Source organism: Streptomyces venezuelae (genome assembly GCF_008642355.1).
Classification (GTDB): Bacteria; Actinomycetota; Actinomycetes; order Streptomycetales; family Streptomycetaceae; genus Streptomyces; species Streptomyces venezuelae_B.
The window spans coordinates 5,343,841-5,370,279 of the sequence record NZ_CP029193.1 but is presented as its reverse complement, the minus strand read 5'-3'; the positions used below and the strand labels follow the sequence as shown (position 1 = coordinate 5,370,279).

Here is a 26,439-nt window from a genome sequence, read left to right as displayed (position 1 = left end):
AGAACGCCCGTACCCCGCGAACACGAGGTTCGCGGGGTACGGGCGGTTCTGTGGGGCGGTTACGCCGCGTGTACGACGTCCTTCTCTTCGGCGAAGTGGCAGGCCGACTCGTGTGCCGCCGGGGTGTCCTGACCCTTGAAACGCTCGGGGATCGCCAGGAGCGGGATCTCCTTCGCGCACTTGTCCTCCGCCTTCCAGCACCGCGTGCGGAAGCGGCAGCCCGAGGGAGGGTTCGCCGGGGACGGGACGTCGCCGGTGAGGATGATCCGCTCACGCCCCTCGCGGGACTCCGGGTCCGGGACCGGGACGGCGGAGAGCAGCGCCTGCGTGTACGGGTGCGTCGGGTGCTCGTAGATCTGCTCGTCCGAGCCGATCTCCGCCATCTTGCCGAGGTACATCACGCCCACGCGGTCCGAGATGTGCCGGACGATCGACAGGTCGTGCGCGATGAAGAGGTAGGACAGGTTGAACTCGTCCTGGAGCTTGGCCATCAGGTTGATGACCTGCGCCTGGACGGACACGTCCAGGGCCGAGACCGGCTCGTCGCAGATGATGATCTCAGGGTTGAGGGCCAGACCGCGCGCGATGCCGATGCGCTGACGCTGACCACCCGAGAACTGGTGCGGGTAGCGGTTGATGTACTCCGGGTTGAGACCCACCACGTCCAGGAGGTCCTGGACCTTCTGACGGCGCGAACCCTTCGGGGCCACCTCCGGGTGGATCTCGAAGGGCTCCCCGATGATGTCACCCACCGTCATACGGGGGTTGAGGGACGTGTACGGGTCCTGGAACACCATCTGGATGTTCCGGCGGACCGCCTTCAACGCCCGCCCGGACAGCTTGGTGATGTCCTGACCCTTGTAGAACACCTCACCCGCCGTGGCGCGTTCGAGGGTCATGAGGAGCTTCGCGACCGTGGACTTGCCACAACCGGACTCGCCCACGATGCCCAGCGTCTCGCCCTGGTACAGGTCGAAGGAGACACCGTCGACGGCCTTGACCGCACCGATCTGCCGCTTGAACAGGATTCCCTGCGTCAGAGGGAAGTGCTTCACCAGGTTGCGGACCTGGAGGATCGGCTCACCGCGCTCGACGGGCGCCTCGATCGCGGCGACGGCCTCGGTCTCGGTGGCCGCCTCGACCGTTTCCACGTCGGAGACGTTCGGTGTGGCGTCGGTGGGCCCGTCCGTCTTCGAGAGCTTCGAAGCCTTCGTCGGCTCAGCCATGGATCGTCTCCTTCCAGAAGTGGCACGCGCTGCCGCGGCCCGGCAGCTCCGTGCCGTCCTGCTCGGTGACCGGCACGAGCGCCGGGATCTCCGTGCGGCAGATGTCCTGCGCCTTGGGGCAGCGCGGATTGAACGCGCAACCGCCGGGGATCTTGAGCAGGTTGGGCGGCAGCCCCTTGATCGCGTACAGCTCCTGGCCCTTCTGGTCCAGGCGCGGGATCGAGTCGAGGAGGCCACGGGTGTACGGGTGCGCGGGACGCTTGTACAGCTCGTGGACGGGCGCCGTCTCCACGATCCGGCCCGCGTACATGACGGCGATCTTGTCCGCGACGTCGGCGACGACGCCGAGGTCGTGGGTGATCAGGATCAGGCCCATGTTGTACTCGCGCTGGAGCTCCGCGAGCAGGTCCATGACCTGCGCCTGGACCGTCACGTCGAGCGCCGTGGTGGGCTCGTCCGCGATGATCAGATCCGGCTCCAGGGCCAGCGCCATCGCGATCATGATGCGCTGGCGCATACCGCCGGAGAACTGGTGCGGGTAGTCGTTCACCCGCTCCTTGGCCGCCGGGATCTTGACCTTCTCCATCAGCTCGATGGCCTTGGTCTTGGCTTCCTTGCGGCTCAGGCCCTCGTGCACGCGGAACATCTCGCCGAGCTGGTAGCCCACCGAGAGCACGGGGTTGAGCGAGGACAGCGCGTCCTGGAAGATCATCGCGATCTTCCGGCCGCGGATCTTGCGGCGCTCCTCCCCGCTCATCTTCAGCATGTCCTGGCCGCGGTAGAGGATCTCGCCCTGCGGGATCTTGCCGGGCGGCATGTCGAGGATGCCCATGATCGCCTGGGCGGTCACGGACTTTCCGGAGCCCGACTCACCGAGGACGGCGAGCGTTTCGCCGGCGTCCACGCTGTAGTTCACGCCGTTGACGGCCTTGACCACGCCGTCACGGGTGTGGAATTCGACGTGCAGGTCCTTGACGTCCAGGAGCCTGCCGCTCTTCTCCTCGCCCGAACGGGGCGCGGGGAAGGCGTCTTGTTTGAGGTCGATGCTGGTCACGTACGCCTCCCTCAGCGCAGCTTGGGGTCGAGGGCGTCGCGGACCGCGTCGCCGAGCATGATGAACGCGAAGACCGTGATGCTCAGCATGCCCGCGGGGAAGAACAGGGCGTGCGGGTTGTCCCGGATCGCCGTGCTCCCCTCGGAGATGTCGATGCCCCAGGAAATCGTCGGGTCGGCGAGACCGAGTCCGAGGTAGGAGAGGGTCGCCTCGGCCGAGATGTAGCCGCCCAGCGCGATCGTCGCGACCACGATGGTCGGCGCGATGGCGTTCGGCATCACATGACGGAACAGCATCCTCGTGGTCCCGGCACCGAGCGCCCGCGCGGCCGTCACGTAGTCGGCCTGCTTGGCGCTGATCACGGAACTGCGCGTCACACGGGCGATCGAGGTCCAGCCGAGGAACGCGAGGGACGCGATGACGACGTAGACCTTGCGCTCGGTGAAGGCGTTCAGGATGACCATCGTGCCGAGCAGGAAGGGCAGACCGAAGAAGATGTCCGTGATCCGGGAGATGACCGAGTCGATCCAGCCCCCGAAGTACCCCGCGAGCATGCCGAGCAGGCCGCCGAGCAGGGTGACGAGGACCGTCACGCCCACGCCGACCAGGACCGACGCGCGCGTCCCGTAGATGACCCGGGCGTAGATGGAGCGGCCCTGCGCGTCGTAGCCGAACCAGTCGGCCTGGAAGAAGTGGGTCAGTTCCGGCTTGCTCAGGAAGTGGTTGGTCAGGTCACCGTCGCGCGGGTCGGCGCCGGTGAACACTCCCGGGAAGGCGGCGATCAGGAGCAGCAGGACCAGCAGCGACGCCGAGATCCAGAACATCGGCCGGTGCCGGAGCTCGTACCAGGCGTCGCCCCACAGCGAACGGGCCTTGTTGCCCTGACCGCCGGCGGCGTTGCCCTTGGTGGCGGAGACGCCCGCGGCCGCGGTGTCCGCGCCGTCCTCCGGGCGTGCCGTCGCCGGGGAGACCTCGACGGCCGTCTTGCTCACAGGTGCGTCAGGCATACCGGATCCTCGGGTCCAGGACCGCGTACAGCAGGTCGATGATCAGGTTGATCAGCAGGATGACGAGGACGATGATCGTCACCACACCGACGATCGTGGAGCCCTCGCTCGTCTGGATCGCCCTGTAGAGCAGGTTGCCCACACCCTGCACGTTGAAGATGCCCTCGGTGATGACGGCACCTCCGATGAAGCCGCCGATGTCCGTGCCGATGAAGGTGATCACGGGAATCAGCGAGTTGCGCAGCAGGTGGACGCCGACGATGCGGCGGCGCGGCAGGCCCTTGGCCGTCGCGGTGCGCATGTAGTCGGCCCGCAGGTTCTCGGCGAACGTCGTGCGGGTCAGCCGTGCCACGTAGGCCATGGAGAGCATCGCGAGGACGAACGCGGGCAGGAAGAGCTGTGAGAAGTCCGTGGAGTCCTGCACGTTCGGCGGCAGCCAGCCGAGTTCGTCGGCGAAGATGAACCGGGCGAGGTAGCCGAGCACGAACACCGGGACGGAGATCACGAGCAGGGTGAAGACGAGGACACCTGAGTCCACCGTCTTGCCCGCCTTGAGGCCCGCCCACGCACCGAGACCGATGCCGATGATGATCTCGATGATGATGGCGAGACCGGCGAGCCTGAGCGTCACCGGGAACGCCTCCGACATGACGTCGACGACCTCGCGGCCACCGAACGTCCGGCCGAAGTCCCCTTGGAAGAGGTTGGCCATGTAGTCGAGGTACTGGTTCCACACGGGCTTGTCGAGCCCGAACTCATGGCGCAGTGCCGCGACCTGTGCGGGGTCTGCGGCCTTGTCGCCCCACATCGCCCGGATGGGATCTCCGGGAAGGATGTGGACCATGAGGAAAATCAACAGAGTGGTCCCGATGAAGATCGGGATCATCTGGAGCAGTCGCCTGGCGGCGTAGCGCCCCATCATGCCTCCATGCCGTGAGGGGTCGGCGACGGCCTACGCAATCTCCTCAACCGCAGGGTGGGGGTGGAGAGATACGGGCCTGCGCGCCTGCGGTCGGGTGCCGCCGCCCTGTTGGGACGGCGGCACCCGACGACGGTCCCGATGCTTACTTCTGCTTCACCTGAACGTCGGTGAAGATGGGGTCGCCGTCCTGGCCGTAGGGGATCTTGCCGAGGATGTTGGTCGACTGACCGCTGTTGACCTTGTAGAACCACAGCGGGATGGCCGGCATCTCCTTGACGAGGATCTGCTCCGCCTCCTGGTACAGCTTCACGGTCTCGTCGAGCGTGGCGGCCTTGTCGGCCTTGGTGCTCAGGTCGTCGAACTTCTTGTTGGAGAACCCGCTGGTGTTACCGGCGGCCTTGCTGCCGTACAGGTCCCGCATGAAGTTCGAGTTGACGGGGTAGTCGAGCACCCAGCCACCGCGGTACATGGACTTGACCTGCTTGTTGTCACGCGCGTTCAGGTCGGCCTGGAAGGTCGGCTTGGAGTCGCCGACGCACTCGACGTCGACCGACTTGCGGATGCTGTTGCAGACCGCGTCGACCCACGGCTTGTGGTCCTGGTCGGCGTTGAACTGGATCGAGATCTTGTTGCCCGGGACGCCGCCACCCTCCTTGATGAGGGCCTTGGCCTTCGCCGGGTCGAACTTCGCGACGTCGCCGAGGGCGCCGTCCTTGTGGCCGAGCACACCGCGGGCGACGAAGGAGTCGGCCGGGGTACGGGTGCCGTGCAGCACCTTCTTGGTGATCGTGTCGCGGTCGATCGCCATGGACAGACCCTGGATGACCTTGGGGTCGATGTCCTTGAACTGCTTCGAGTAGAACGCCGGGACGATCGACTGGACCGCGGAGTACTCCTGGTCGATCGCGCGGGGGCCGAGGTCCTGCTTGTAGTTCGTCAGCGCGGTGGTCGGAACCTGCTCGATCCAGTCGAGGTTGTTCGAGCGCAGGTCCGAGTACGCGGCGTCGGCCTTCGTGTAGTTCTTGAAGTCGATGCCGCCGTTCTTCGCCGCGTTCGGGCCCTTGTAGCCGTCGAACTTGCGGACCTTGATCAGCTTGTTGTGGTCCCACGAGACGAACTTGTAGGGGCCGTTGCCGATCGGCTTCTGGCCGAACGCCTTCGGGTCCTTGAAGAAGGCCTCGGGAAGCGGCGCCCACACGTCGTAGCCGAGCTTGTACGCGAAGTACGAGACGGGGCTGTTCAGCGTGACGGTGAAGGTGTTCTCGTCCACGACCTTCAGACCCGACATCTTGTCGGACTTCGGCTTGCCCTTCTCGGGGTGGACGTCCTCGTAGCCCTTGATGTCCGCGAACCAGCTGGAGTTGGTCTGGTTGTTCGCGACGTTGGCGGACCAGTTCCAGGAGTCCACGTAGGACTTGGCGGTCACCGTGGTGCCGTCGTGGAACTTCCATCCGGGCTTGAGCTTGATGGTCCAGACCGAGGAGTCCTTGTTCGGCTTGACCGACTCGGCGTTGATGTTCTCGAGCTCGGTGGAGCCGGGCTTGTAGTCGACCAGGCCCGAGAAGACGGTGCGCAGGACACGGCTGCCCTGGCTCTCCTTGGCGTTGGCCGGCTGCAGCGGGTTCTGCGGCTCGCTGAGCTGCGCGGTGACAATGCCCTTCGGGTCCGCCTTGCCCTTGTTCATGTCGTCACTGCTGTCGCTGCCGCCACCGCCGCAGGCGGTCGCCGCCAGAGTGACGGTTATCGCGCACGCGACCCACTTGGCGCTCTTGGCACCACGCATGGGGTTCCTCCTCATGAGTCCACTTGTTCACTACAAGAGGGGGTACGAGAAACCGCGCCGACACCCCTGACGGCGACGATCGAGTACCCCAGTGTGCTCGTGAGTCGGCGCTCCCCACAGCGCGTGACCCATTGACCCGAGCTATACGCGGTCAACTATTAGCCATGAGGTACCGGTCGACCACACCCTTTTGGTCTCGGTTCAATCACACCTGGCCCGTACAACTTCCAAAATCCGGACAAACCGATCCGAGATAGATGGTTGCGAAACGGACGTGTTACACATCTAACGGTCAGTGACGTCCGCATACCGGACACTTGGCGCACAAAAACCGGTTGCCGGGAGACCTCCGCGCGGCGGTGGCGACACCGTACCCGCCAGCGGAAACACCAGAGGCCGACTTCCGTCCAACTCCCTCGGGAGCGGCGGAAATCGGCCTCTCAGGCGGCTGTGTGCCGCCTTACGGCTGCCTCAGTGGGTCAGTTGTGCTTGGCGCGGGACGCGGAGCGGCCGCGCTCCTTCTGGTCCAGGACGACCTTGCGGATGCGCACGGCCTCCGGGGTCACCTCGACGCACTCGTCGTCGCGGCAGAACTCCAGGGACTGCTCGAGCGACAGCTTGCGCGGCGGCACGATCGCCTCGAACGAGTCGGCGGAGGCGGAGCGCATGTTGGTGAGCTTCTTCTCCTTGGTGATGTTCACGTCCATGTCGTCGGCGCGGGAGTTCTCGCCGACGATCATGCCCTCGTACACCTCGGTGCCGGGCTCGGTGAACAGCACGCCGCGCTCCTGGAGGTTCGTCATCGCGAAGGCGGTGACGGCACCGGCGCGGTCGGCGACCAGGGAGCCGTTGTTACGGGTCTTCAGCTCGCCGAACCACGGCTCGTGGCCCTCGTGGATGGAGTGGGCGATGCCCGTGCCGCGCGTCTGCGTCAGGAACTCCGTACGGAAGCCGATGAGGCCGCGGGACGGCACGACGAACTCCAGGCGGACCCAGCCGGAGCCGTGGTTGGACATGTTGTCCATGCGGCCCTTGCGGACGCCCATGAGCTGCGTGACGGCACCCATGTGCTCCTCGGGCACGTCGATGGTCATGCGCTCGACCGGCTCGTGCGTCTTGCCGTCGATCTGGCGGGTGACGACCTGCGGCTTGCCGATGGTCATCTCGAAGCCCTCGCGGCGCATCTGCTCGACCAGGATGGCCAGCGCCAGCTCACCGCGGCCCTGCACCTCCCAGGCGTCGGGGCGCTCGGTGTCGAGGACGCGCAGCGAGACGTTACCGATCAGCTCGCGCTCCAGGCGGTCCTTGACCTGGCGGGCGGTGACCTTGCGGTCCTTGACCGCGGACTTGGCGTCCGCGCCCTTGCCGGTGCCGCCGCGGCCGACCAGCGGCGAGGTGTTGGTACCGATGGTCATGGAGATCGCCGGCTCGTCGACCGTGATCAGCGGCAGCGCGACCGGGTTCTCCGGGTCGGCCAGGGTCTCGCCGATCATGATGTCGGGGATACCGGCGACCGCGCAGATGTCACCCGGGCCCGCCATCTCGGCCGGCTTGCGGGTGAGCGCCTCGGTCATCATCAGCTCGGTGATGCGGACGTTCGAGATGGTGCCGTCGCGCTTGATCCAGGCGACCGTCTGGCCCTTGCGCAGCTCGCCCTGCTCGACGCGGAGCAGCGCGATGCGGCCGAGGAAGTTGTCGGCGTCCAGGTTGGTGACGTGCGCCTGGAGCGGGGCGCTCTCGTCGTACGTCGGGGCCGGGACGTGCTCCAGGATCGTGGAGAAGAACGGCTCCAGGTTGGTGGAGTCCGCCGGGACCGTGCCGTCCTCCGGCTTGGTCAGCGAGGCGATGCCGTCGCGGCCGCAGGCGTAGACGATCGGGAACTCGATCTGGTCTTCGTCGGCGTCCAGGTCGAGGAAGAGGTCGTACGTCTCGTTGACGACCTCGTCGATGCGCGAGTCGGGGCGGTCCGTCTTGTTGATGCACAGGATGACCGGGAGGCGCTGCTGGAGCGCCTTGCGCAGCACGAAGCGGGTCTGCGGGAGCGGGCCCTCGGAGGCGTCGACCAGCAGCACGACCGCGTCCACCATCGACAGACCGCGCTCGACCTCGCCACCGAAGTCGGCGTGGCCGGGGGTGTCGATGATGTTGATCGTGATCGGTTCCCCGCCGTCCTTGGGGTGATACTTCACCGCCGTGTTCTTGGCGAGGATCGTGATGCCCTTCTCACGCTCCAGGTCGTTCGAGTCCATCATGCGGTCGTCGAGGGACTCGGCGGCGTGCGCGGCGAAGGAACCGGCCTGCTTGAGCATGGCGTCGACGATGGTCGTCTTGCCGTGGTCGACGTGAGCGACGATGGCGACGTTACGGATGTCGTGGCGCGTGGCCATAGTGCGGCGTACTCCTGGAGTGAGTGGATGGTCACACGCACCTCTGAAGTACGCGAACCCTGCCGGGCTGGACACGCCACGGCCTCACCCCAGTCTACGTGTCCCTCGCGGAGGCAGCCTCCGCGGGGGCTTCGCAGGGGTGCGGAAAGCCTCGGGAACTCTGGGGAAACAGCAGGTCAATGGGTAGACACGAGCTTGCCCGCCGGGACGGCCGGCGGGCAAGAGAGTTGAGCGGAATCTGAGGCGGGGCGCTGGTGCGAGCGGTGCCGGTCGCGGAGCGTTACTTCGCGGCCGGTCCGCCCGACGGCTTCGCGCCCGGCTTCAGGAAGCCGATGTCCTCGTAGCGCGGGGCCTGGAAGCCGAACGCGCCCGCGTTGGCCAGGTTCGGGCGGGCGGCCATCAGCTGGGGGCGCTGGTAGAGGGGGATGGAGCCCGCCTCCGCCCAGATGCGGGCGTCCGCCTTCTTGACCAGGGAGCGTGACGTTTCTTCGTCCAGCTCGCCGACCGCCTGGTCGAACAGCTGGTCGATGTGGTCCGTGCCGACACGGGTGTAGTTCTGCTCGACGTTCAGCGAGCCGTCCGCGGCCGGGACCGGCTTGGCGAAGATCGGTCGGGCGTCGGTGGCCGGGAAGGCCGAGGCGGGCCACGAGTAGAGGGCGAGGTCGTACTGGCCGGACGCGATGTGGTCCTTGAAGTAGCTCTCGTCGGCGACCTTCGCCGTCTCCGTGCGGATGCCGATCTTCTGCAGCATGCGCGAGATCCGGTCGGCCACCGTGCGCAGCTGTTCCGAACCGTCGCCGGAGGGCAGCACGAAGCGGAGGGTGAGGGGCTTGCCGTCCTTGGCGAGCGGGCCCGCCGCCGCGGCTCCCTTCGCGCCCGACCCCTTGGGGGCGGCGGTGCCCTTCGGGGCGTACGCGCCGGGGGCGCCGCCCTTGGCCTGGTCCCTTCGGTCCTGCCCGGCGTGGTCGGCGGGCTCCTTCTTCTTCTCCTTGTCGGCCTCGCGGCGGGGCAGGCCGAGGACATCGGCCTGGCGGTTCAGGACGGCGCGCTGGTAGGCCGCCGCGGGGGCGGGGGCGAGGACGGTGGTGCCGGTGTCGCCGGGTTTGCCGTCTTCTTCGCCGACGATGTAGGTGCCGTCGCTGTCGCTGTTGCCGCTGCTGCCGCTGTCGTCGCCGTCGCCTCCGTCGGCGGAGTCCTTCGGCTCCTTCCCGGCCTTCTCGTCCTTCGCGTCGGACTCGCCGCCCGCGGTCTTCTCCTTCTCCCCCTCTTCCTTCTCCCCCTTGAGGAGCGCGCCCGGCGTCCAGCCGGCGTCCGCGAGGAGCGCCCGCGCCTCGGCGGTGTCCTGTTCGCCGAGGGCCCCGCTGTTGTCCGCGTACGCCTGCTGCCCGGCGAGGGCGAGATGGCTGCCGACCGGCTCGGCGGGGAGGCCGAGCGGTTTGAGTACGGCCTTCGCGAGCTCCTCGCGGTCCAGGGCGCGGGCGACCGCGCGGCGCACCCGGTCGTCGGCGAGCGGTCCCTCGGAACCGTTGAGGGCGAGCTGCGTGTAGGCGGGCTCCAGGGACTTGCGTACGACGTAGCCGCGCAGCCCCTCCTGCTCCGTCGCGTACCTCTTGACCGCCTTGCGGGTCTTGGCGCGTGCCTCGATCTCCGTGTCGGCGGCCTCCTCGTCGGAGCCGTGGGCGATCGCCCAGGAGCGCAGGGCCCTCGCCGGGGTGATCGCGGCGCCGGGGCCATGGGTGAGCGGACCCTCGCTCCCCTTGTCCCTCGCGGCCTGGGAGATCCGCCCGGCCTCCGCCGCGTCGATCGCGGCGAGATCGACCCGGCCCTCGGCGAGCGCCTCGGCCCGCTCGGCGCGCCCCACCTCGCGCAGCACGATCTTGTTCAGCTTCGCCGGGCTGCCCCACCAGCGCGCGTTGCGCTCCAGCGTCACGTCGCCGGCCTTGCGGTCGGTGCCGCCGAGCGCGAAGGGACCCGCGGTCACCTTCAGCTTGCGGCGCGCGCCGTCGTTGAAGGAGTCGGGCGTGCCCATGATCTGCTTCGGATACAGCGGCGAGAAGAGGGAGCGCCAGTCCGCGTACGGCTTGGCGAAGGTGACCCGCACCTCCAGGTTGTTCGCGCCGCGCTCGATCTTCGCGATGCGGTCGTAGCCCGCGTTGCGTGCCGTCCAGTACGCGCTGTCCCTGCCGGAGAGGGCCCGCCACTGCGCCGCGAAGTCGTCGGCGCCGATCTCCCGGCCGTCGCTCCAGACCGCCTGCTGGTTCAGCTTGTACAGGACGACCTGCTGCGGCTCGCGCTCGACGACCTCCGCGGACTCCAGGAAGTCGGCGTTGCGCTGCGCCCTGCCCTGCGCGTCGAGGCGGAACAGGGACGGCAGGACCGCGCCCGCGACCCGGGCAGTGGCCTCGTCGGCGTCCGCCTGGAAGGAGTTGAACGTTTCCGGCAGCTCGTCGACCGCCCAGTTCATGGTTCCGCCGTCGGCGACCAGGTCCCGGGCGGCGGGGGCGACGTCCTGGCCCGCGACCGGCCGGCCGGCCTCGTCGTTCGAGCTGCATCCGGCGAGGGCGGGCAGAGCCAGCACCCCCGTCGCGAGGAACACGACAGATCGGACTCTGGCGCGGTCGTGGGACATGACTGGTACCTCCGGGGTCCGGGGCTCACCCGGCCGCCCGCTGCCAGGACCGGGCCGGGTTTGATCACGTTTGGGGGTATATGGAGCTGATCACATCTATCGCCCCACTGAAGGGGACGGGACGCGGGGCGCGGGGGAGCCACGGCGCGGGGGCACCCGGATGCCACTCGTGCGGCCCAACGGGGTGGCGGACGGTCGGTCGTGAAGCGGTCGCCGTCGGTCGAGGTCGGCGCGATCGGCACGTGATCCGGCGCATTCACCGCCCCCGATCCGGCAATCACTGCAGATCTCTTCACAAGCCGGGATGTGACGCGCGACACTCGCAGGCGCATGAGCGTTGCCACCGCACCCCCGAAGTGAGGGCAAGTAATGGCTCTGCACGATGAGTTGACGGCCGTACAACGTTGCGTGGACGACCTCGTCCGCACCGTCGGCAGGCTGGAGCAGCAGGCCGGCGACCGGATCGCGGACGTCGATGTGCGCCGGGTGCGCACGGACACCGACCACTTGCGCGAGAGCGTGGCGCTGTTGCGCGCGGCGGTCCCGCCACCCTCCCCCCTCGAACCGCACAAGCCCGAGTTCGTGACCATCCCCGACACGCCGTACGACCGCTCGCTGTGGACGAACACCGGCGATCTCGACGACGAGGGTCTGGGCGGCTGCGACCGCCACGCGCCCTGACGTCCCGCGTACTCCCCGTTCGAGAAGAAGGAGTGGAGCCTCGTTGGCCACCGGCACGGAACCCCAACCGAAGAGCGGACCGGCACCGGGCGGCGGCGTGCGCGACGGCACGCGCGCCGCCATCACGGCTGCCCATCTGCGTACGGACCGCTGGTGGCTGGCGCCCGCGGCGACCACCGCGGGACTGCTCGCCTTCATCGTCTACTCGACGTGGCGTGCCTTCGCGAACGCGGACTACTACGCGGCCCCCTACGTGTCGCCGTTCTACTCGCCGTGCCTCGCCGAGAACTGCGAACCCATGAAGGGCGGCCCCAACTGGGAGATCTTCGGCAGCTGGTGGGGCCTGTCCCCCTCCATCCTGATCCTGGTCTTCCCGCTCGGCTTCCGGCTGACCTGCTACTACTACCGCAAGGCCTACTACCGGGGCTTCTGGGCCTCGCCACCGGCCTGCGCGGTCGCCGAACCGCACAAGAGGTACACCGGCGAGACCCGCTTCCCGCTGATCCTGCAGAACATCCACCGGTACTTCTTCTACGCCGCCGTACCCGTGGCGGGCATCCTCACGTACGACGCCGTCCTGGGCTTCCGCGACGAGAACTACGAGTGGGGCCACATGGGGCTCGGCACGCTCGTCCTGCTCGTCAACGTCGTCCTGATCTGGATCTACACCCTCTCCTGCCACTCCTGCCGCCACGTCATCGGCGGCAAGCTCAAGCACTTCTCCCGGCACCCCGTGCGGTACCGCATGTGGCAGTGGACCGGGAAGCTGACCAACCGGCACATGCTGCTCGCGTGGACGTCGTTGGCGAGCGTGGCGCTCGCCGACCTCTACGTCTACCTGGTCGCGAGCGGCGCCTTCGACGATCCGCGCTTCTTCTGATGGACGGGGCCTTCTGATGTCTCAAGTGGAACGACAGCAGTGGGACGTCGTCGTGGTGGGGGCCGGGGGCGCGGGTCTGCGGGCCGCGATCGAGGCGCGCGAGCAGGGTGCCCGTACGGCCGTGATCTGCAAGTCGCTGTTCGGCAAGGCCCACACGGTGATGGCCGAGGGCGGCATCGCGGCCTCCATGGGCAATGTGAACTCGGGCGACAACTGGCAGGTCCACTTCCGCGACACCCTGCGCGGCGGCAAGTTCCTCAACCAGTGGCGCATGGCGGAGCTGCACGCCCGGGAGGCGCCGGACCGCGTGTGGGAACTGGAGACGTGGGGCGCGCTCTTCGACCGCACTCCGGACGGCCGGATCTCGCAGCGCAACTTCGGCGGCCACGAGTACCCGAGGCTCGCGCACGTCGGCGACCGCACCGGCCTGGAGCTGATCCGCACGCTGCAGCAGAAGATCGTCGCGCTGCAGCAGCAGGACCACAAGGAATTCGGCGACTACGAAGCACGCCTGAAGGTCTTCCAGGAGTGCACGGTCACGCGCGTGCTGAAGGACGAGTCGGGGGACGACGGGGCCGAGGGCGGCCGTGTCGGCGGTGCCTTCTGCTACGACCGGGAGTCGGGCCGCTTCTTCGTGCTCGAAGCGCCCAGCGTCGTCCTCGCGACCGGCGGCATCGGCAAGTCCTTCAAGGTGACGTCGAACTCGTGGGAGTACACGGGTGACGGGCACGCGCTCGCGCTGCTCGCCGGGGCGCCCCTGCTGAACATGGAGTTCGTGCAGTTCCACCCGACGGGGATGGTCTGGCCGCCGTCGGTCAAGGGCATCCTCGTCACCGAGTCCGTGCGCGGCGACGGCGGGGTGCTGCGCAACTCCGAGGGCAAACGGTTCATGTTCGACTACGTGCCCGACGTCTTCAAGGAGAAGTACGCGCAGTCGGAGGAGGAGGGCGACCGCTGGTACGAGGACCCGGACCACAACCGGCGCCCGCCCGAACTCCTCCCCCGCGACGAGGTCGCGCGCGCCATCAACGCCGAGGTGAAGGCGGGCCGCGGCTCCCCGCACGGCGGTGTCTTCCTCGACGTGTCGACGCGCATGCCCGCGGACGTCATCAAACGCCGACTGCCGTCGATGTACCACCAGTTCAAGGAGCTCGCGGACGTCGACATCACCGCGGAGGCGATGGAGGTCGGGCCGACCTGTCACTACGTGATGGGCGGCGTCGCGGTCGACTCCGACACCGCGGCCACGCGCCGCGTGGCGGGGCTCTTCGCCGCGGGCGAGGTCGCGGGCGGCATGCACGGCTCCAACCGGCTCGGCGGCAACTCCCTCTCCGACCTGCTGGTCTTCGGCCGGCGCGCGGGCCTGCACGCGGCCAGGTACGCCGCGGGGCTCACCGCACGCCCCGTGCCGGACGAGGTGCAGGTGGACACGGCGGCCGCGGAGGCGCTGCGGCCGTTCAGCGCCGAGGGCCGGGAGGACGGGGTGACCCCGGAGAACCCGTACACCCTCCACCAGGAGCTGCAGCAGACCATGAACGACCTGGTCGGCATCATCCGCCGCGAGGCGGAGATGGAGCAGGCCCTGGATAAGCTCGCCGAACTCCGGGTACGGGCGCGGCGCGCGGGCGTCGAGGGCCACCGGCAGTTCAACCCGGGCTGGCACCTCGCCCTGGACCTGCGGAACATGCTCCTGGTCAGCGAGTGCATCGCACGGGCCGCCCTGGAGCGCACGGAGAGCCGCGGCGGTCACACCCGCGAGGACCACCCGGCGATGAACCGCGAGTGGCGGCGGGTCAATCTCCTCTGCCGGCTCGCCGACCCGACGGGCGGCCTGGCGGCCACCGATCCCGTACGCGGCCAGATCGACCTCGTCCGCGTGACGACCGAGCCCATCCGCCCGGACCTGCTCGCCCTCTTCGACAAGGAGGAGCTGGTCAAGTACCTCTCTGAAGAGGAGCTGTACGAATGAGTTCGTCGTACGACGCGCGATTCAAGGTCTGGCGCGGGGACCTGAGCGGCGGGGACCTGGAGGACTTCAAGATCGAGGTCAACGAGGGGGAGGTCGTCCTCGACATCATCCACCGCCTCCAGGCCACGCAGGCCCCCGACCTCGCGGTGCGCTGGAACTGCAAGGCGGGCAAGTGCGGTTCGTGCTCGGCCGAGATCAACGGGCGCCCCCGCCTGATGTGCATGACGCGGATGTCGGTCTTCGACCGCGACGAGGTCATCACGGTGACGCCGCTGCGCGCGTTCCCCGTGGTGCGCGACCTGGTGACGGACGTCGGCTTCAACTACACGAAGGCGCGCGAGGTCCCGGCGTTTGTACCGCCCGCGGACCTCGGTCCCGGCGAGTACCGCATGCAGCAGTCGGACGTGGACCGTCCGCAGGAGTTCCGCAAGTGCATCGAGTGTTTCCTGTGCCAGGACACGTGCCACGTGGTGCGCGACCACGAGGAGAACAAGGGTGCCTTCGCGGGCCCGCGGTTCCTGATGCGCGTCGCCGAACTGGACATGCATCCGCTGGACGCGGCAGCGGAGACCGGCCTCGACCGCAAGCGCACGGCGCAGGACGAGCACGGGCTCGGCTACTGCAACATCACGAAGTGCTGCACGGAGGTGTGCCCGGAGGGCATCAAGATCACGGACAACGCGCTGATCCCGCTGAAGGAACGGGCCGTCGACCGGAAGTACGACCCGTTGGTGTGGCTGGGGAACAAGATCCGCAGGAGGACGGAGTAGAGGGGCGGGGTGCCGCCTCGCTGCCTCGGGTGTCTGCCACGCCACCCGTTCCGCGCGGGTCTGCCAGTGGGTGTACCGCTCGGCGAAGGTGACCCGGGCCGTGCTGTCGAGGAACTCGAACGGGACCACGTCCTCCCCTGCCGCGCGGACGTCCTGCCACATCGTGCCGCGCTCGGGGCCGGTCAGCACCAGCAGCGTGTAGGAGGCGCAGCCCTGTTCGCTCACGTGGAGCGCGCCTTCGGTCAGTGACACGTGGAGCGCGTCTTCGGTCAGTGAGTCGAGGAGTTCGTCGTCGCGGCCGTCACAGGCACCGTACGCGCTCCCCCGACCCGCCCCGGGTCGGGTCAGATGACGCGGAAGAGGTCGGCCGCGGCGTGCACATCGGTGAAGTCCTCCACGACACGGAGGTTGTCGCACAGCGCGTCCAGCACCGAACCGGCCTCCGCGGCGGGCGGCGCGCCCACCGCCAGGCCGAAGACCCGGAAGCCCAGCCGGTGCTTGGCGTCGTTCCAGCCGCGCATCCACTCCTCCGTCACGTCGCACTCGTCGTCCGTGAGCATCACGATGTCGCCGCGCGTGCGGGCGGCGGCGTCGAACTCCTCCGCCAGCAGCTCCAGGGCGGCCGACAACGGCTTCTGATAGCTGGTGCCGCCTCCCAGGAAGGTCTCCGCGAAGTCGACGACACGGTCGGCGTCGGCGGCCTCGTCGGCCGGGAAGCGGAAGACCTGGAGCTTGTCGGCGGCGGCGAACAGGATGCCCACGAAGTCCCGCCCACCGTGGCGTGCCTGGTCGAGGAGCGCCAGGGCGCACGCCTTGGCCCACGCCTCGCGGGTGACTCCACCGGGCCCCTCCGCGTACATGGAGTGCGACGTGTCGACGCACGCGATGACGGCGCCCCGCCCGGTGGTCCGCTCGCCCTCGCTGTCGTAGAGCATCAGCTGCCCGGCGGCGTAGCGGGCGGCGAACACCGCGCGTGATGCGGGCAGTCCGAGATGGGCGAGTTCCGAGGGGACGACACGCGAGAGGTCGTCGCCGAGCGTGACACCGATCAGCTCCCCGGAGGTGTGCTCCACCTTGCGGGCGCGCTCCCCGTCTGCCATCTGCCGGAAGCGGCCGATCAGCTCCGCCCACGCGGCGAGGCGGCTGCTGCGCAGCCGTTCGGCGAGCCGGGCACGCCGGTCGAAGGGCATCCGCTCCAACTCCCCGGCCCCGACACCCCATGCCCGCATGAGGGCGGCCTCCTCGCGCACGGCTTCGGCGGCCCGCGCCCCCGCGACGCGCGTGACGGTCCGGATGCCGGGTGCCGCGGCTCCCAGGGCCTGGGCGGCGTCCCGGGCGGCGTCCTCGGCGGCCTGGTGTGCCGTACGTTCGGTGTCCGGTGCCCCGTCGGTCTCCTGCGCCGCGCTCTCCGTTCTGTCCGCCCGCTCAGCCCGTTCCTGGGCGTCCCGGGTGTCGTCCAGCAGGCGGCGCAGCGCGGTGGCCTGTGCGAGTACGGCCATGGCGGCGGCGTAGGGGTCACCGACCGTCTCGCGGTGCAGCTCGGCGAAGGCCGGTGACTCCATCAGGGAGGCGACCACCTGGTGGTTGGCCATCCTGGAGAGGGCCATGTCCGTGCGCTCACGCAACCGGGGCCGGGCCTGGTAGGCCGCCAGGAACACGTCGGCCAGGAGGTCGGCGGCGCACTCGTGTCGTGCGCTCAGCTCATCGGTCAGCTCGCGCAGGGCCGCCGACTGCTCGTAGGTGTCGCGCCAGGTGAGCCGGTCGAACCGGTCCACGACCACGGCGGCGGTGTGCCTCTCGGGAAGGGGAAGGGGAACGGGGACGGGTACCGAGACGGGAACGGGTACCGGGGCGGGATCGGCCCCCGTGACAGGACCGGTCACAGGGACGGGTGCGGGCACCTCGCCGCGTCCGCTCGCCGCCTCGTCCATGGTTCCGTCGGCCCGCGCCCGCTCAGAACCGCGCCTGCACCGCGCTCGCGTCCACGCCGAGCGCCTCGGTGAGGACGCGGGCACGGACGGCGCGCTGGCGGCCGGTGACACGGTCGATGGCGGACGTGGAGCGCCCGGCGTTCGCCGCCTCCTCGCGCAGCTTCTCCAGCCGCTGCCCCGCCGTGGCGAGCTTGTTGTGGGCCTTTTTGATGACCCAGTCGCTCAGCGCCTCGCGCGACTGCCCGGCCATCGCGTCGAGCTGGGCCTCCAACTCGTCGATGGTGTCGGCCAGGTCGAGTGCTTCCTTGGCGTCGGGGTTGACCAGGTGCAGTACCTCGCGCTCGACGGTCGGCCGCTCGGCCGGCGAGTTCCACAGCACGTGCGTGAGCACCGACAGGTCGGTCTCCGCGACCGCCGGGCGTCCGTCGAGGTACGCGGACGCCTGGAGCAGGCCCACAGCCTGCCGCCAACGGCGGTCGGAGGCGACGAGTTCCTTGCGGCGCAGGGCGGCCCGCAACGTGCACACCGCGTCCACGATCGCGTCGGGGACCTCTACGGAGGGGACGCCCTCCGCCACGGCCTCCTGCAACGCGGCCAGTTCGACGGTGGTCCGCCGCGGTGCCGTCGGGCGGCTGACGGCGGAGCGGACCAGGGAGGCGAAGTTCGAGGGGTCTTCGAGGTAGCCGACCTCGATCCGTACGAGGAGCCGGTCGTAGATCGCGGCCGAATCCTCGCCGGTGGGCAGCTCGTTGCTCGCCGTGATGGCCCCGATGAGGGGGCAGTGGATCGGTTCGCCGCCGTTCTCCGGGTGGTAGATCCGTTCGTTGAGGTAGCCCAGCGTCTCGTTCAGCGCCGCCGTGGAGCACTTGAATATCTCGTCGATGAACGCGATGTGCGCGGTCGTGGCGCGGCCTTCGTAGACCTGTCGGTACTCGCCCCGGGCGAGCGCGGCGACGTCGATGGGGCCGAACATCCGCGTCGGCGCGGTGAACTTCGACAGCAGGATCTCCCAGTACGCCGCGCCGTCGATCCGGCCCGTGAGCTCCCTGGCCAGCTCGGACTTGGCCGTTCCCGGCGGGCCGAGCACGAGGGAGTGCTGCCCGGCCAGCAGCGTCACCAGCAGGGTCCGCACGACGTCGGCGCGCTCGAGGAAGCGGTCGGAGAGCTCGTCGCTGATCGCCCGAAGCCGCCCCGCGGTACCCCCGGGGCCCTGCCCGCCCGTCGCCCCCACGCTCAAAGCCCCCGCCTCTCCCAACTCCCGAAATCCCGAACCTCGAACCCTCGAACCCTCGAACCCTCGAACCCTCGAACCTCGGCAAACCGTCAACGGGACGGACCGGAACACAGTTCCCGGAGCCCCCCGGGATCTCCGGAGAAACCCTGCACGCCCGCGCCCCCAGGGTCGGCGGACAGACCCGGCACGCCCGGCGGTGCCCCCGACCGCCACGGCATCTCCCCGTAACTCGACTCGTCTCGGAGTTGCCGCGCCGTGCCCAGTCCCCGCAACGCGCTCAGGCGTGCACCCCGGTACGTCCGGGCGCCGCCCGGACCCGCTCCCGACCCCTCCCACCCCCACCGAAAGCCACCCCTCCCCAGGTCGCGAAGCCCCCCACACCCCCATACGCTCCCAGATGTGACGCCGCCCTCGTCGACAGCCGCACGGGCAGCAGCGGTCGCGGTGGCCGTGCTGCTCGCCTGGTTTCCGCCGCTGAGCGCCTCCCCCGCGGCCGCCGACGCCCCGGTCGCACTCGACCGGCTGTACGACGACCGGCGCGTGCAGCTCTTCGTCGTCTGCGTACGTGACCTCTCCGGGCGTCCCCCGCGGAGCCGGGCGGACGCCACGGCCGACCGCAACGGCCTCGGGCTCGACGACGTGCTGCTCGCCGGGCGCCCCGTGCCCACCCCGTCCGTCACGCCGGGCACGGCGGACCCGGGCGCAGACGTGTCCGGAGCGGACGACTCCGCGACGGGTGACCTCGTCCTCCCCGTGGCGGCGGCGTGCGCCGCCGGGGTCGCCGCCACCCTCGCGTACAGGCGGCGCAGGAAGCGCACCACCACCCGCACGACCCCCGGCGGCGGCTGGGGGCAGGGCGACACCGGCAAACAACCGACCCCGCTCCCCGACCTCGACGCGCAGGCCCGCCTGCTGCTCATGGAGACCGATGACGCGGTCCGCGCCAGCACCGAGGAGCTCGGCTTCGCCGCGGCGCAGTTCGGCGAGGACGCGGCCAGGCCCTTCGCCGACGCGCTCGCGTACGCCCGGACGGAGCTGACGGCGGCGTTCCGGCTCCGCCAGGAGCTCGACGACGCCTTCCCCGAGGACGATCCCACCAGGCGCCGCATGCTGGAGGAGATCGTGGCGCGCTGCACGGAGGCGGGCCGCCGCCTCGACGCGGAGGCCGATCGCGGCGCGATCAGGCGGTGGCCCGCGCGAAGACCGCCCAGACGCAGAACCAGATGATGGACGCGGCCCGGAGCATCGACGTCCTGGACCCGACCGGCGAGCTGAACCGCTTCGAGGAGCAGGTCCGGCGCGAGGAGGCACGGGCCCTCGGCAAGCAGGAGCTGGCCGCGTCCTCGCTCGACGCGCAGTTCGAGGAGCTGGACGCGCTGGGGGACGAGGCGGAGATCACCGCCCGTCTCTCCGCCCTCAAGGCGACCACCTGAGTCCCCGGCCCCCGAAGGACCCTGTGTCAGAACAGGCTCAGCAACGCCTCCGCCGCGTCCATCGGCTCCGAGTCCCCGTCCGGCAGCGCCAGTTCGAACCACACCGTCTTGCCGCGCGGTGTCCTGCGCGAGCCCCACGCCGCGCTGAGCAGCCCCACCAGCTGGAGTCCGCGACCGCCCTCGTCGGTGTCCCGCGCACGGCGGCGGCGCGGCTGCACGAAGCTCGCGTCCCACACCTCGCACACCAGCGTCCGGTCGAGCAGGAGACGCAGCCGGATGTCGCCGTCGCCGTACCGCAGTGCGTTGGTGACGAGCTCACTGACCAGCAGTTCCGCCGTGTCGCAGAGCCGTTCGAGGTCCCAGTCGCGCAGCTGGTCGCAGGCGAGTTCACGGGCGCGGCCGACCGACTTCAGGTCGCGTGGCAGCGTCCAGTCACCGACGTGGTCGGTGGGCAGTCCTTCGACGCGGGCCATCAGGAGGGCGATGTCGTCCTCCCCGTGGTGGGTGTCCAGCGTGTTCAGGACGTGGTCGCAGGCGTCCTCCAGGGTCGTCGGCGCGTCGTTCAGGGCGCGTACGAACGCGTTCAGGCCCTCGTCGAGCGGGTGGTCGCGGGATTCGACGAGCCCGTCGGTGTAGAGCGCGAGCAGGGCGCCCTCGGGGATTTCGACCTCGACGTCCTCGAAGGGTTCGCCCCCGACGCCGAGCGGCATGCCCGGCGGTACGTCGAGCATGAGCGCGGATTCGCCCGGCTCGACGAGGACGGGCGGGAGGTGGCCCGCGTTGGCGAACGTGCAGCGGCGCGTGACGGCGTCGTAGACCGCGTACACGCACGTGGCGAGGTAGACCTCGCTGAGGTCCGCGTCCGCGTCCGCCGCCTTGCGGGCGCCCCTGGTGGCCCGCTGGAGCCCCGCGGGGTTGCCGAGGCCCTGGGCGATCTCGTCGAGGGCGGAGAGCACCTCGGCGGGTTCCAGGTCGAGGAGGGCCAGCGTGCGGACGGCGGTGCGCAGCTCCCCCATGGCGACGGCGGCGCGCAGACCGCGTCCCATGACGTCACCGACGACGAGCGCGGTGCGGTGGCCGGGCAGCTCGATGACGTCGAACCAGTCGCCGCCGACCTCCGTGGCGGCGTTGCCCGGCAGATAGCGGCAGGCGATGTCGAGTCCGGACGCCTCCGGGTCGCCGGGCGGCAGCAGGGAGCGTTGCAGTATCAGCGCGCGCTCGTGCTCGCGGCGGTAGAGGCGGGCGTTGTCGATGCAGACGGCGGCTCGCGCGGCCAGTTCGACGGCGAGCGCCCGGTCGCGCTCCCCGAACGGCTCGCTTCCCTTCGTACGGGAGAACTGGGCGAGGCCGACCACGGTGTCGTGGGCGACCATCGGCACGGCGAGCGTCGACTGGACGAGGCCCTTGGTGAGGCGGCTCGCCGATTCGTCGTCGGCCCCCGTGACCAGGCGGGGCCGGGCCGCGCGGAGGGCGTCGGCGCAGGGTGACGTGAAGGCGAACCGGTGCACGGCGCCCACGTCTATGGGCGCGCTGCCGTCCGGGAACGGGGCGTCGGCGACGGCGCTCGCGAAGGCCACGCGGCGCAGGTCCGCGCTGCCGTCGGCGAGCCCCGGCGGCGTCTCGTCGCCGTCGAGGAGGCCTTGGTACAGGTCCACGGAGGCGAGGTCGCAGAAGCCGGGGACGGCGACGTCGAGCAGTTCCCGCGCGGTGGTCTCCAGGTCCAGCGAGTTGCCGATGCGGGCCCCGGCCTCGTTCAGCAGCGCGAGGTTGCGCCGGGCGTGGGCGGCCTCCCGCGCGGCGGCGTGCCGGCGGGTCACGTCGGTGCCGAGGCCGGCGACGCCGATGGGGCGGCCCGAACCGCTGTGCACGCGGTACAGGTTGATCGACCAGTGCCGTCGGTCGGTGCTGCCGGGTGCGGGTCCCACGATCTGCATGTCCGTCACGGAGTCGCCGGTCTCGAGGACACGCTTGAGGGCGGCGGCCATGCGGTCGGCCTCGTGGCGCGGCAGGTAGTCGTGGACGGTGCGGCCCCGCTGGTCCTCGACGCCCCCGCCGAAGACGGCGGCGAACCGACGGTTGGCGCGCTGCACCTTCAGGTCCGTGCCGAACAGCAGGAAGCCGAAGGGAGATTGGCCGAAAATGGCCTGGGACGCGGCGAGGTCGGTCTCGATCTGCCGGAGCACCCGGACATCGACGACGATGCAGACCGCGGCCCGCTCGCCCTCCTCGGTCACGGTCGGCATCACGTACACCTCGGCGACGCCTTCCAGGCCGCCCGTGCCCCGCTCACGGCCCGTGCGCGGGTCGTCGGGACCGCCGGGCGTCAGGACGTCCTCGGGCAGCCTGAAGGGCACCACGCCCGTCCACTCGCGTCCGTCGAGGATCTCCGCCATCTTGCGGTGGCCGCCCGAACGCAGTTCGGGCGGGACGAAGGCCTCGATGGGGTCCTTGCCGACGGCGTCCCGCGCGGCCACGCCGAACAGGCGCTCGGCGCGCACGCTCCACTGGTCGATGAGGCCGTCGGCCCCGATCGAGAACGACGCGACCTTGATGTAGTCGTAGATCGAACCGGGTGGGTTGCTCTGCCACGTCTCGTCGACCGGCACGTCCACCGCCGGCACGTCGGCGTTCGACACCTCGGCGTTCGACACCTCGGCGCTCGGCGCGTCAGCGTTCGGTACGTCAGCGTTCGGCTCGTCGCCGACCGTCGCGTCCTCGGCCGTCGCGTCGCCCGACGGACCGTCGCTCTCCGTCGCCTTCGCTGGTATCTCGCTCACGCGAACCGTCCCCTCCAGCTCACCGCGTCCGGCACCGGTCACCGCATACGGCTGACCGCAGTATCCAGCACTACGGTGCCGCGCCACACGGCGTTCACGATCACAGCACGGACTCGACGCTTTCCGGCCCGTGCCGCCCTTGTGCAGGACGCCTCTCGCACACTGCCAGTCTTCTAACCCGGCAGCGCCAGCTCGAACCACACCGTCTTCCCCGTCCTGCCCGTACGACCCGGACGTGTGCCCCAGCGCCGTGACGATCGGGACACCAGCTGGAGACCGCGGCCGCCCTCGTCGTCGAGGGCGGCGACGCGCTCCAGGGGCGGGTCGGGGAGTGGATCGGACACCTCTACGAGGAGGGTGCCGTCGGGGTCGACGGGGCGTACGAGGCGTACGCCGATGGGCCCGGAGGCATGACGCAGGGAGTTGGTCACCAGCTCGCTCACGAGCAACACGGTGATGTCGGCGACGGACGTGAGACCCCAGTCGGCGAGCTGTTTGCGGACGGCCGTGCGGGCGGTGCGGACGGCGCCGGGGTCCGCGGGGAAGGCCCACTCGGCGCAGTCGCCTTCGGTGTCGATCACGCCGATCACTTCCAGACCAGTAGCGGAACCTGCCCGGGAACCTGTCCGGTTTCATGGGGTTAATGGGCACATACCCGATATCCGGTCTGCTTTACCGCGTATTGGAGCGCGCTGTGGCACGAACGGCGTACGCCGGGTCAATGCGCGGCGTACGGCAGGGCGAGCGCCGCTTCGACGGCGGGCACGTCGGCGGCCAGCCAGTCGACGGACCACACCTGGTCGGGAGCGAGCCAGCGCAGCTCGTCATGGTCCTCCAGGGGCCTGGGCTCGCCCGACACGAGGCGGGCCGTCCACACCCGCAGGACGTATCCGCCCGGCAGCGGCCACTCTCCCGGGACCCGTCCTGTCGGTTCGGCCTCGACGCCCAGCTCCTCGCGGAGCTCGCGGACCAGCGCGTCCTCGCTCCGCTCCCCCGGCTCGACCTTGCCGCCGGGCAGCTCCCAGCCGCCGGCGAGCTCCGGGGGCGCGCTGCGCCGTGCGGCGAGCAGGCGTCCGCCGTCGTACAGGGCGGCGCCGACCACGATGCGTTCGTTCATGCGGGAGAGCGTACGGAAACCCTGGGCCCGCGCCGGACGTCCCTAGCGGCCGCTGCCGTTCTGGCTCAGTTTCTCGATGGAGTAGAGCTGCTTGTGCCCGCGGTCGTGGAGGCTGTCGGCGATCTTCTGGGCCTCGGCCTTCGTCGCGTACCTGCCCACGCGATAGCGGTTGCCGTTGTCGTCCTGACGTATCACGAACCAGGGCAGCAGAACTGTTCCGTCATTCATTGCGCCCCTCCGTTCGCCACCCCCGGCGCGCCCACGCCTCGGTCTGTAAGGAAACCGCAGTCCGCATATGCCCGAGCCTACGCCCGACCTTTACGCAGCGGATACGACTTTGCACAAGGAGATACGCAAGAGGGCCGCTATCGGCCAAGACCCCGGCTACGCGTGCAACAGGAGGAGCGCAGGGGCCGTGCGGTGACAGCCGAAACCCGCCCCCGCGCGAAGCGAAACGGGGGGCGGGCCGGGAGGAGCGGAGGTGTGCGCGCACGCGCCGATGGGGCGTGCGCGGCGGACGGGGAATGCGGAGGACTGGAGGGCCCGGCTACCTCACGGGCAGGTGATACGCGATGCGGTAGCGGTCGGCCGGCACCACGATGTCGGCCGTTTCCACGGCACGGCCCGATGCGTAGTACGTGCGGTGGACGACGATGACCACGTGCCCGGGGACGCCGCCGAGCGCCGTGAGCTCCTCCGCGAGGCCGGGGCGGGCGCCCACTTCCTCCGCGACGTTGTCCACGATCACGTCGATGGCGGCCATCCGGTCCACCACTCCGCAGCCGCCCAGCGGGCCCTCCTCGGGGAGCATCACGGGTGTGCGACCGGTGACGGCGAGGGGCTCCCAGGAGGTGGAGAGCATCATGGTCTCGCCGGCGTCCCGGAAGACGTACTTGGTGCACATCACGCGGTCGCCGACGCGGATGCCGAGGCGCTCGGCCACCCCGGCGTCCGCCTCGATCTGCTCGCTGCGGGACTCCCAGGTGCCGCGCACGCCGTCGGCGGCCTGCTCCTGGCGGAAGGGGGTCGAGCCGCCGTTCACCGCGCGGTACCCGGTGCGGGCGATCTTGCGCGGGACGGGGCGCTCGCGCACATAGGTGCCCGATCCGGAGCGGCCTTCGACCAGGCCCTCGGCCATCAGGACCTTGCGCGCCTCCAGGGCGACCGTGTCCGACACCCCGTACTCCTCGCGGATTCTGGCCTGCGAGGGGAGGCGGGTGTGCGGCGGCAGCGAACCGTCGGCGATCTTCTTGCGGAGATCACCCGCGACCCGCAGATACGCCGGCTGTTCACCGAAAGTCACTGGCCACTCCCATCAGGTTGACAGACAGCAACAGCCTGGCAACCGTGGGTTGTTGCATGCAACCCAAGGCCAAGGAATCACCCGAAGTGATGATTTCTGCTGGCGCAGGTCTTTACGCAGGACCTTTCCCCGGATATGGCGGACGGCCGACGACCTTGAGGAAACGTTCGGTCGCCGCCCGCGCGATCTGGCTCCCCCATCCTCCCCAGTTCACGTCGAAACAATGGTCGGCCCACGGCAGTTCGACGTACGTCGCCGGAGCGCCGGCCTCTTCGAGGCGCCGGGCCAGCTCGCGCGCCTGCGCGACCGGCACCGCGCGGTCCGCGCTCCCGTGCAGGAGCAGCGTGGGCGGTACGTCGCCCCGGACGAGCCGGGCGGGCGAGCCGAGGCGGTAGCGGGCTGGAGCGGTGGCGGCCGAACCGCCCATCAGGAGCGGGATCATGGGGTCGCGGCGCAGCGCGGTGCCCGCGATCAGGCGCCGCATGTCGGTGGGCCCGTAGAGGGAGAGGACACCGGCGACGGAACTGTCCCGCACCCCGCAGGACGCCGGGACCCTGCCGTCCCCCTCCGTGTAGGCGGCGGCGAGCGCGAGGTTGCCGCCGGCCGAACTGCCCGCGAGGAGCAGGCGGTCGGGGTCGACGCCGTACACCCGCGCGTGCCGCCGCACCCAGCCGACGGCGCACTTGACGTCGCCGATCTGGTCGAGCTGGGTGGCACGGGGTGCGAGGCGGTAGTCGATGTCGAAGACCGACCACCCGCGCGCGTTGAACCAGCGGTTCCACGCGGGGGTCTGGCTGCGGTGGCCCTTGTTCCAGCCGCCGCCGTGCACCCACACGACGGCGGGTCGCGGCGCGTCGGTCCGCTTGGGCGGCGCCCACAGGTCGAGCCGCAACTTCAGCCCCTTGGCGCGGGCCCTGTCACCGCGGCCCACGCGCGCGTAGGTGAGGGTGCGGGCGCGGTCGGGCACCTCGGCGTAGTTGACGCCGTCGAAGTACCGCGCGGGCGCGAGATGGAGCCCCTGCTGTCGCGCGGTGCCGGACGCGGCGGCGTACGGCATCACTCCGTGGACGAGGGCCGCGAAGGAGGCGAGCGCGGCGAGCCCCGCGCACCAGGGGTGGCGTCGCCCCGCGAGCGCGGCGCCCACGAGGCCGAGCAGCCCCGGCGGCAACAGCAGGAGCCCCCAGGAGGTGATGGCACCGGCGGCGAGCACCAGGAGCGGGACGCGGGGCAGCGGGGCGGCGACGAGGACGGCGAGCGCCGCGTTCAGCAGGCCGGTGGTCAGGAGCAGGACCCGGGCCACGGCGGGCGGCGGCACGACGGACGTCACGCCGAAGAA

The 26,439-nt window shown here is 70.2% G+C and carries 19 protein-coding genes and 2 pseudogenes; 6 read left to right on the top strand and 15 right to left on the bottom strand.

Annotated elements, in window-relative coordinates; genetic code table 11:
• Positions 1-59: 59 nt before the first annotated feature.
• From DEJ47_RS25100 to DEJ47_RS25070, 7 genes are all read right to left on the bottom strand, one after another.
• The gene (locus tag DEJ47_RS25100) at positions 60-1,226 is read right to left on the bottom strand and encodes an ABC transporter ATP-binding protein (RefSeq protein ID WP_150171867.1); all 1,167 of its coding nucleotides are present in this window, start codon (positions 1,224-1,226) and stop codon (positions 60-62) included.
• A complete protein-coding gene (locus DEJ47_RS25095) occupies positions 1,219-2,271 on the bottom strand; it encodes an ABC transporter ATP-binding protein (RefSeq protein ID WP_398335909.1) in 1,053 nt (350 codons plus the stop codon). Before DEJ47_RS25095 ends, DEJ47_RS25100 begins: the two co-directional genes overlap by 8 nt.
• 20 nt (positions 2,272-2,291) lie before the next feature.
• A complete protein-coding gene (locus tag DEJ47_RS25090) occupies positions 2,292-3,287 on the bottom strand; it encodes an ABC transporter permease (protein ID WP_150171863.1) in 996 nt (331 codons plus the stop codon).
• Positions 3,280-4,206 (bottom strand): ABC transporter permease, encoded by a 927-nt coding sequence (locus DEJ47_RS25085; RefSeq protein ID WP_150171861.1) that lies wholly within the window; start codon positions 4,204-4,206, stop codon positions 3,280-3,282. Before DEJ47_RS25085 ends, DEJ47_RS25090 begins: the two co-directional genes overlap by 8 nt.
• 145 nt (positions 4,207-4,351) lie before the next feature.
• Entirely contained in the window at positions 4,352-5,992 is a 1,641-nt protein-coding gene (locus tag DEJ47_RS25080; protein ID WP_150171858.1) for an ABC transporter substrate-binding protein, read from the bottom strand.
• A gap of 479 nt (positions 5,993-6,471) precedes the next feature.
• The gene (gene typA, locus DEJ47_RS25075) at positions 6,472-8,379 is read right to left on the bottom strand and encodes a translational GTPase TypA (protein ID WP_150171856.1); all 1,908 of its coding nucleotides are present in this window, start codon (positions 8,377-8,379) and stop codon (positions 6,472-6,474) included.
• Between the two features lie 280 nt (positions 8,380-8,659).
• Positions 8,660-11,008: an ABC transporter family substrate-binding protein gene (locus DEJ47_RS25070; protein WP_150171853.1), complete on the bottom strand. Its 2,349-nt coding sequence runs from the start codon at positions 11,006-11,008 to the stop codon at positions 8,660-8,662.
• Between the two features lie 369 nt (positions 11,009-11,377).
• Here DEJ47_RS25070 and DEJ47_RS25065 point away from each other — a divergent pair, with 369 nt between their 5' ends.
• From DEJ47_RS25065 to DEJ47_RS25050, 4 genes are read left to right on the top strand one after another with little or no spacing between them, the layout of a single operon-like run.
• The gene (locus tag DEJ47_RS25065) at positions 11,378-11,689 is read left to right on the top strand and encodes a hypothetical protein (RefSeq protein WP_150171851.1); all 312 of its coding nucleotides are present in this window, start codon (positions 11,378-11,380) and stop codon (positions 11,687-11,689) included.
• Positions 11,690-11,732: 43 nt separating this feature from the next.
• Complete coding sequence (locus DEJ47_RS25060; protein ID WP_150171849.1) at positions 11,733-12,569, top strand: hypothetical protein; 837 nt, start codon at positions 11,733-11,735, stop codon at positions 12,567-12,569.
• Between the two features lie 16 nt (positions 12,570-12,585).
• Positions 12,586-14,538, top strand: coding sequence for a fumarate reductase/succinate dehydrogenase flavoprotein subunit (locus DEJ47_RS25055; protein WP_150171847.1), 1,953 nt, complete (start codon positions 12,586-12,588; stop codon positions 14,536-14,538).
• A complete protein-coding gene (locus DEJ47_RS25050; protein ID WP_150171846.1) occupies positions 14,535-15,308 on the top strand; it encodes a succinate dehydrogenase/fumarate reductase iron-sulfur subunit in 774 nt (257 codons plus the stop codon). Before DEJ47_RS25055 ends, DEJ47_RS25050 begins: the two co-directional genes overlap by 4 nt.
• A 344-nt stretch (positions 15,309-15,652) precedes the next feature.
• Here DEJ47_RS25050 and DEJ47_RS25045 read toward each other — a convergent pair.
• Positions 15,653-17,107 (bottom strand): annotated as a pseudogene (locus DEJ47_RS25045) (VWA domain-containing protein); the annotation flags it as partial.
• A gap of 154 nt (positions 17,108-17,261) precedes the next feature.
• Positions 17,262-18,470 (bottom strand): AAA family ATPase, encoded by a 1,209-nt coding sequence (locus tag DEJ47_RS25040; protein WP_161235619.1) that lies wholly within the window; start codon positions 18,468-18,470, stop codon positions 17,262-17,264.
• Positions 18,471-18,872: 402 nt separating this feature from the next.
• On the opposite strand from DEJ47_RS25040, the gene DEJ47_RS25035 reads away from it, so the two are divergent.
• Entirely contained in the window at positions 18,873-19,700 is an 828-nt protein-coding gene (locus DEJ47_RS25035) for a TPM domain-containing protein (RefSeq protein WP_150171840.1), read from the top strand.
• Positions 19,649-19,906 (top strand): annotated as a pseudogene (locus DEJ47_RS25030) (PspA/IM30 family protein); the annotation flags it as partial. The gene DEJ47_RS25035 and the pseudogene DEJ47_RS25030, both read left to right, overlap by 52 nt.
• 26 nt (positions 19,907-19,932) lie before the next feature.
• On the opposite strand, the gene DEJ47_RS25025 reads toward DEJ47_RS25030, so the two are convergent.
• The 6 genes from DEJ47_RS25025 to DEJ47_RS25000 all read right to left on the bottom strand — a co-directional run bounded on the left by DEJ47_RS25025 (position 19,933) and on the right by DEJ47_RS25000 (position 26,430).
• Positions 19,933-22,725, bottom strand: coding sequence for a SpoIIE family protein phosphatase (locus DEJ47_RS25025; RefSeq protein ID WP_150171838.1), 2,793 nt, complete (start codon positions 22,723-22,725; stop codon positions 19,933-19,935).
• Positions 22,726-22,856: 131 nt separating this feature from the next.
• Entirely contained in the window at positions 22,857-23,273 is a 417-nt protein-coding gene (locus tag DEJ47_RS25020; RefSeq protein ID WP_150171836.1) for an ATP-binding protein, read from the bottom strand.
• A gap of 128 nt (positions 23,274-23,401) precedes the next feature.
• Positions 23,402-23,800: a (deoxy)nucleoside triphosphate pyrophosphohydrolase gene (locus DEJ47_RS25015; protein ID WP_150171834.1), complete on the bottom strand. Its 399-nt coding sequence runs from the start codon at positions 23,798-23,800 to the stop codon at positions 23,402-23,404.
• 42 nt (positions 23,801-23,842) lie between these two features.
• Positions 23,843-24,028 carry an SPOR domain-containing protein gene (locus tag DEJ47_RS25010; protein WP_150171832.1) on the bottom strand — a complete coding sequence of 62 codons (186 nt, stop codon included), beginning with the start codon at positions 24,026-24,028 and terminating at the stop codon, positions 23,843-23,845.
• Between the two features lie 319 nt (positions 24,029-24,347).
• Positions 24,348-25,103: a GntR family transcriptional regulator gene (locus DEJ47_RS25005; protein WP_150171830.1), complete on the bottom strand. Its 756-nt coding sequence runs from the start codon at positions 25,101-25,103 to the stop codon at positions 24,348-24,350.
• A 112-nt stretch (positions 25,104-25,215) separates the two neighbouring features.
• On the bottom strand, positions 25,216-26,430 hold the full coding sequence (locus DEJ47_RS25000; protein WP_150171828.1) for an alpha/beta hydrolase: 1,215 nt from the start codon (positions 26,428-26,430) through the stop codon (positions 25,216-25,218).
• Positions 26,431-26,439: the final 9 nt, after the last annotated feature.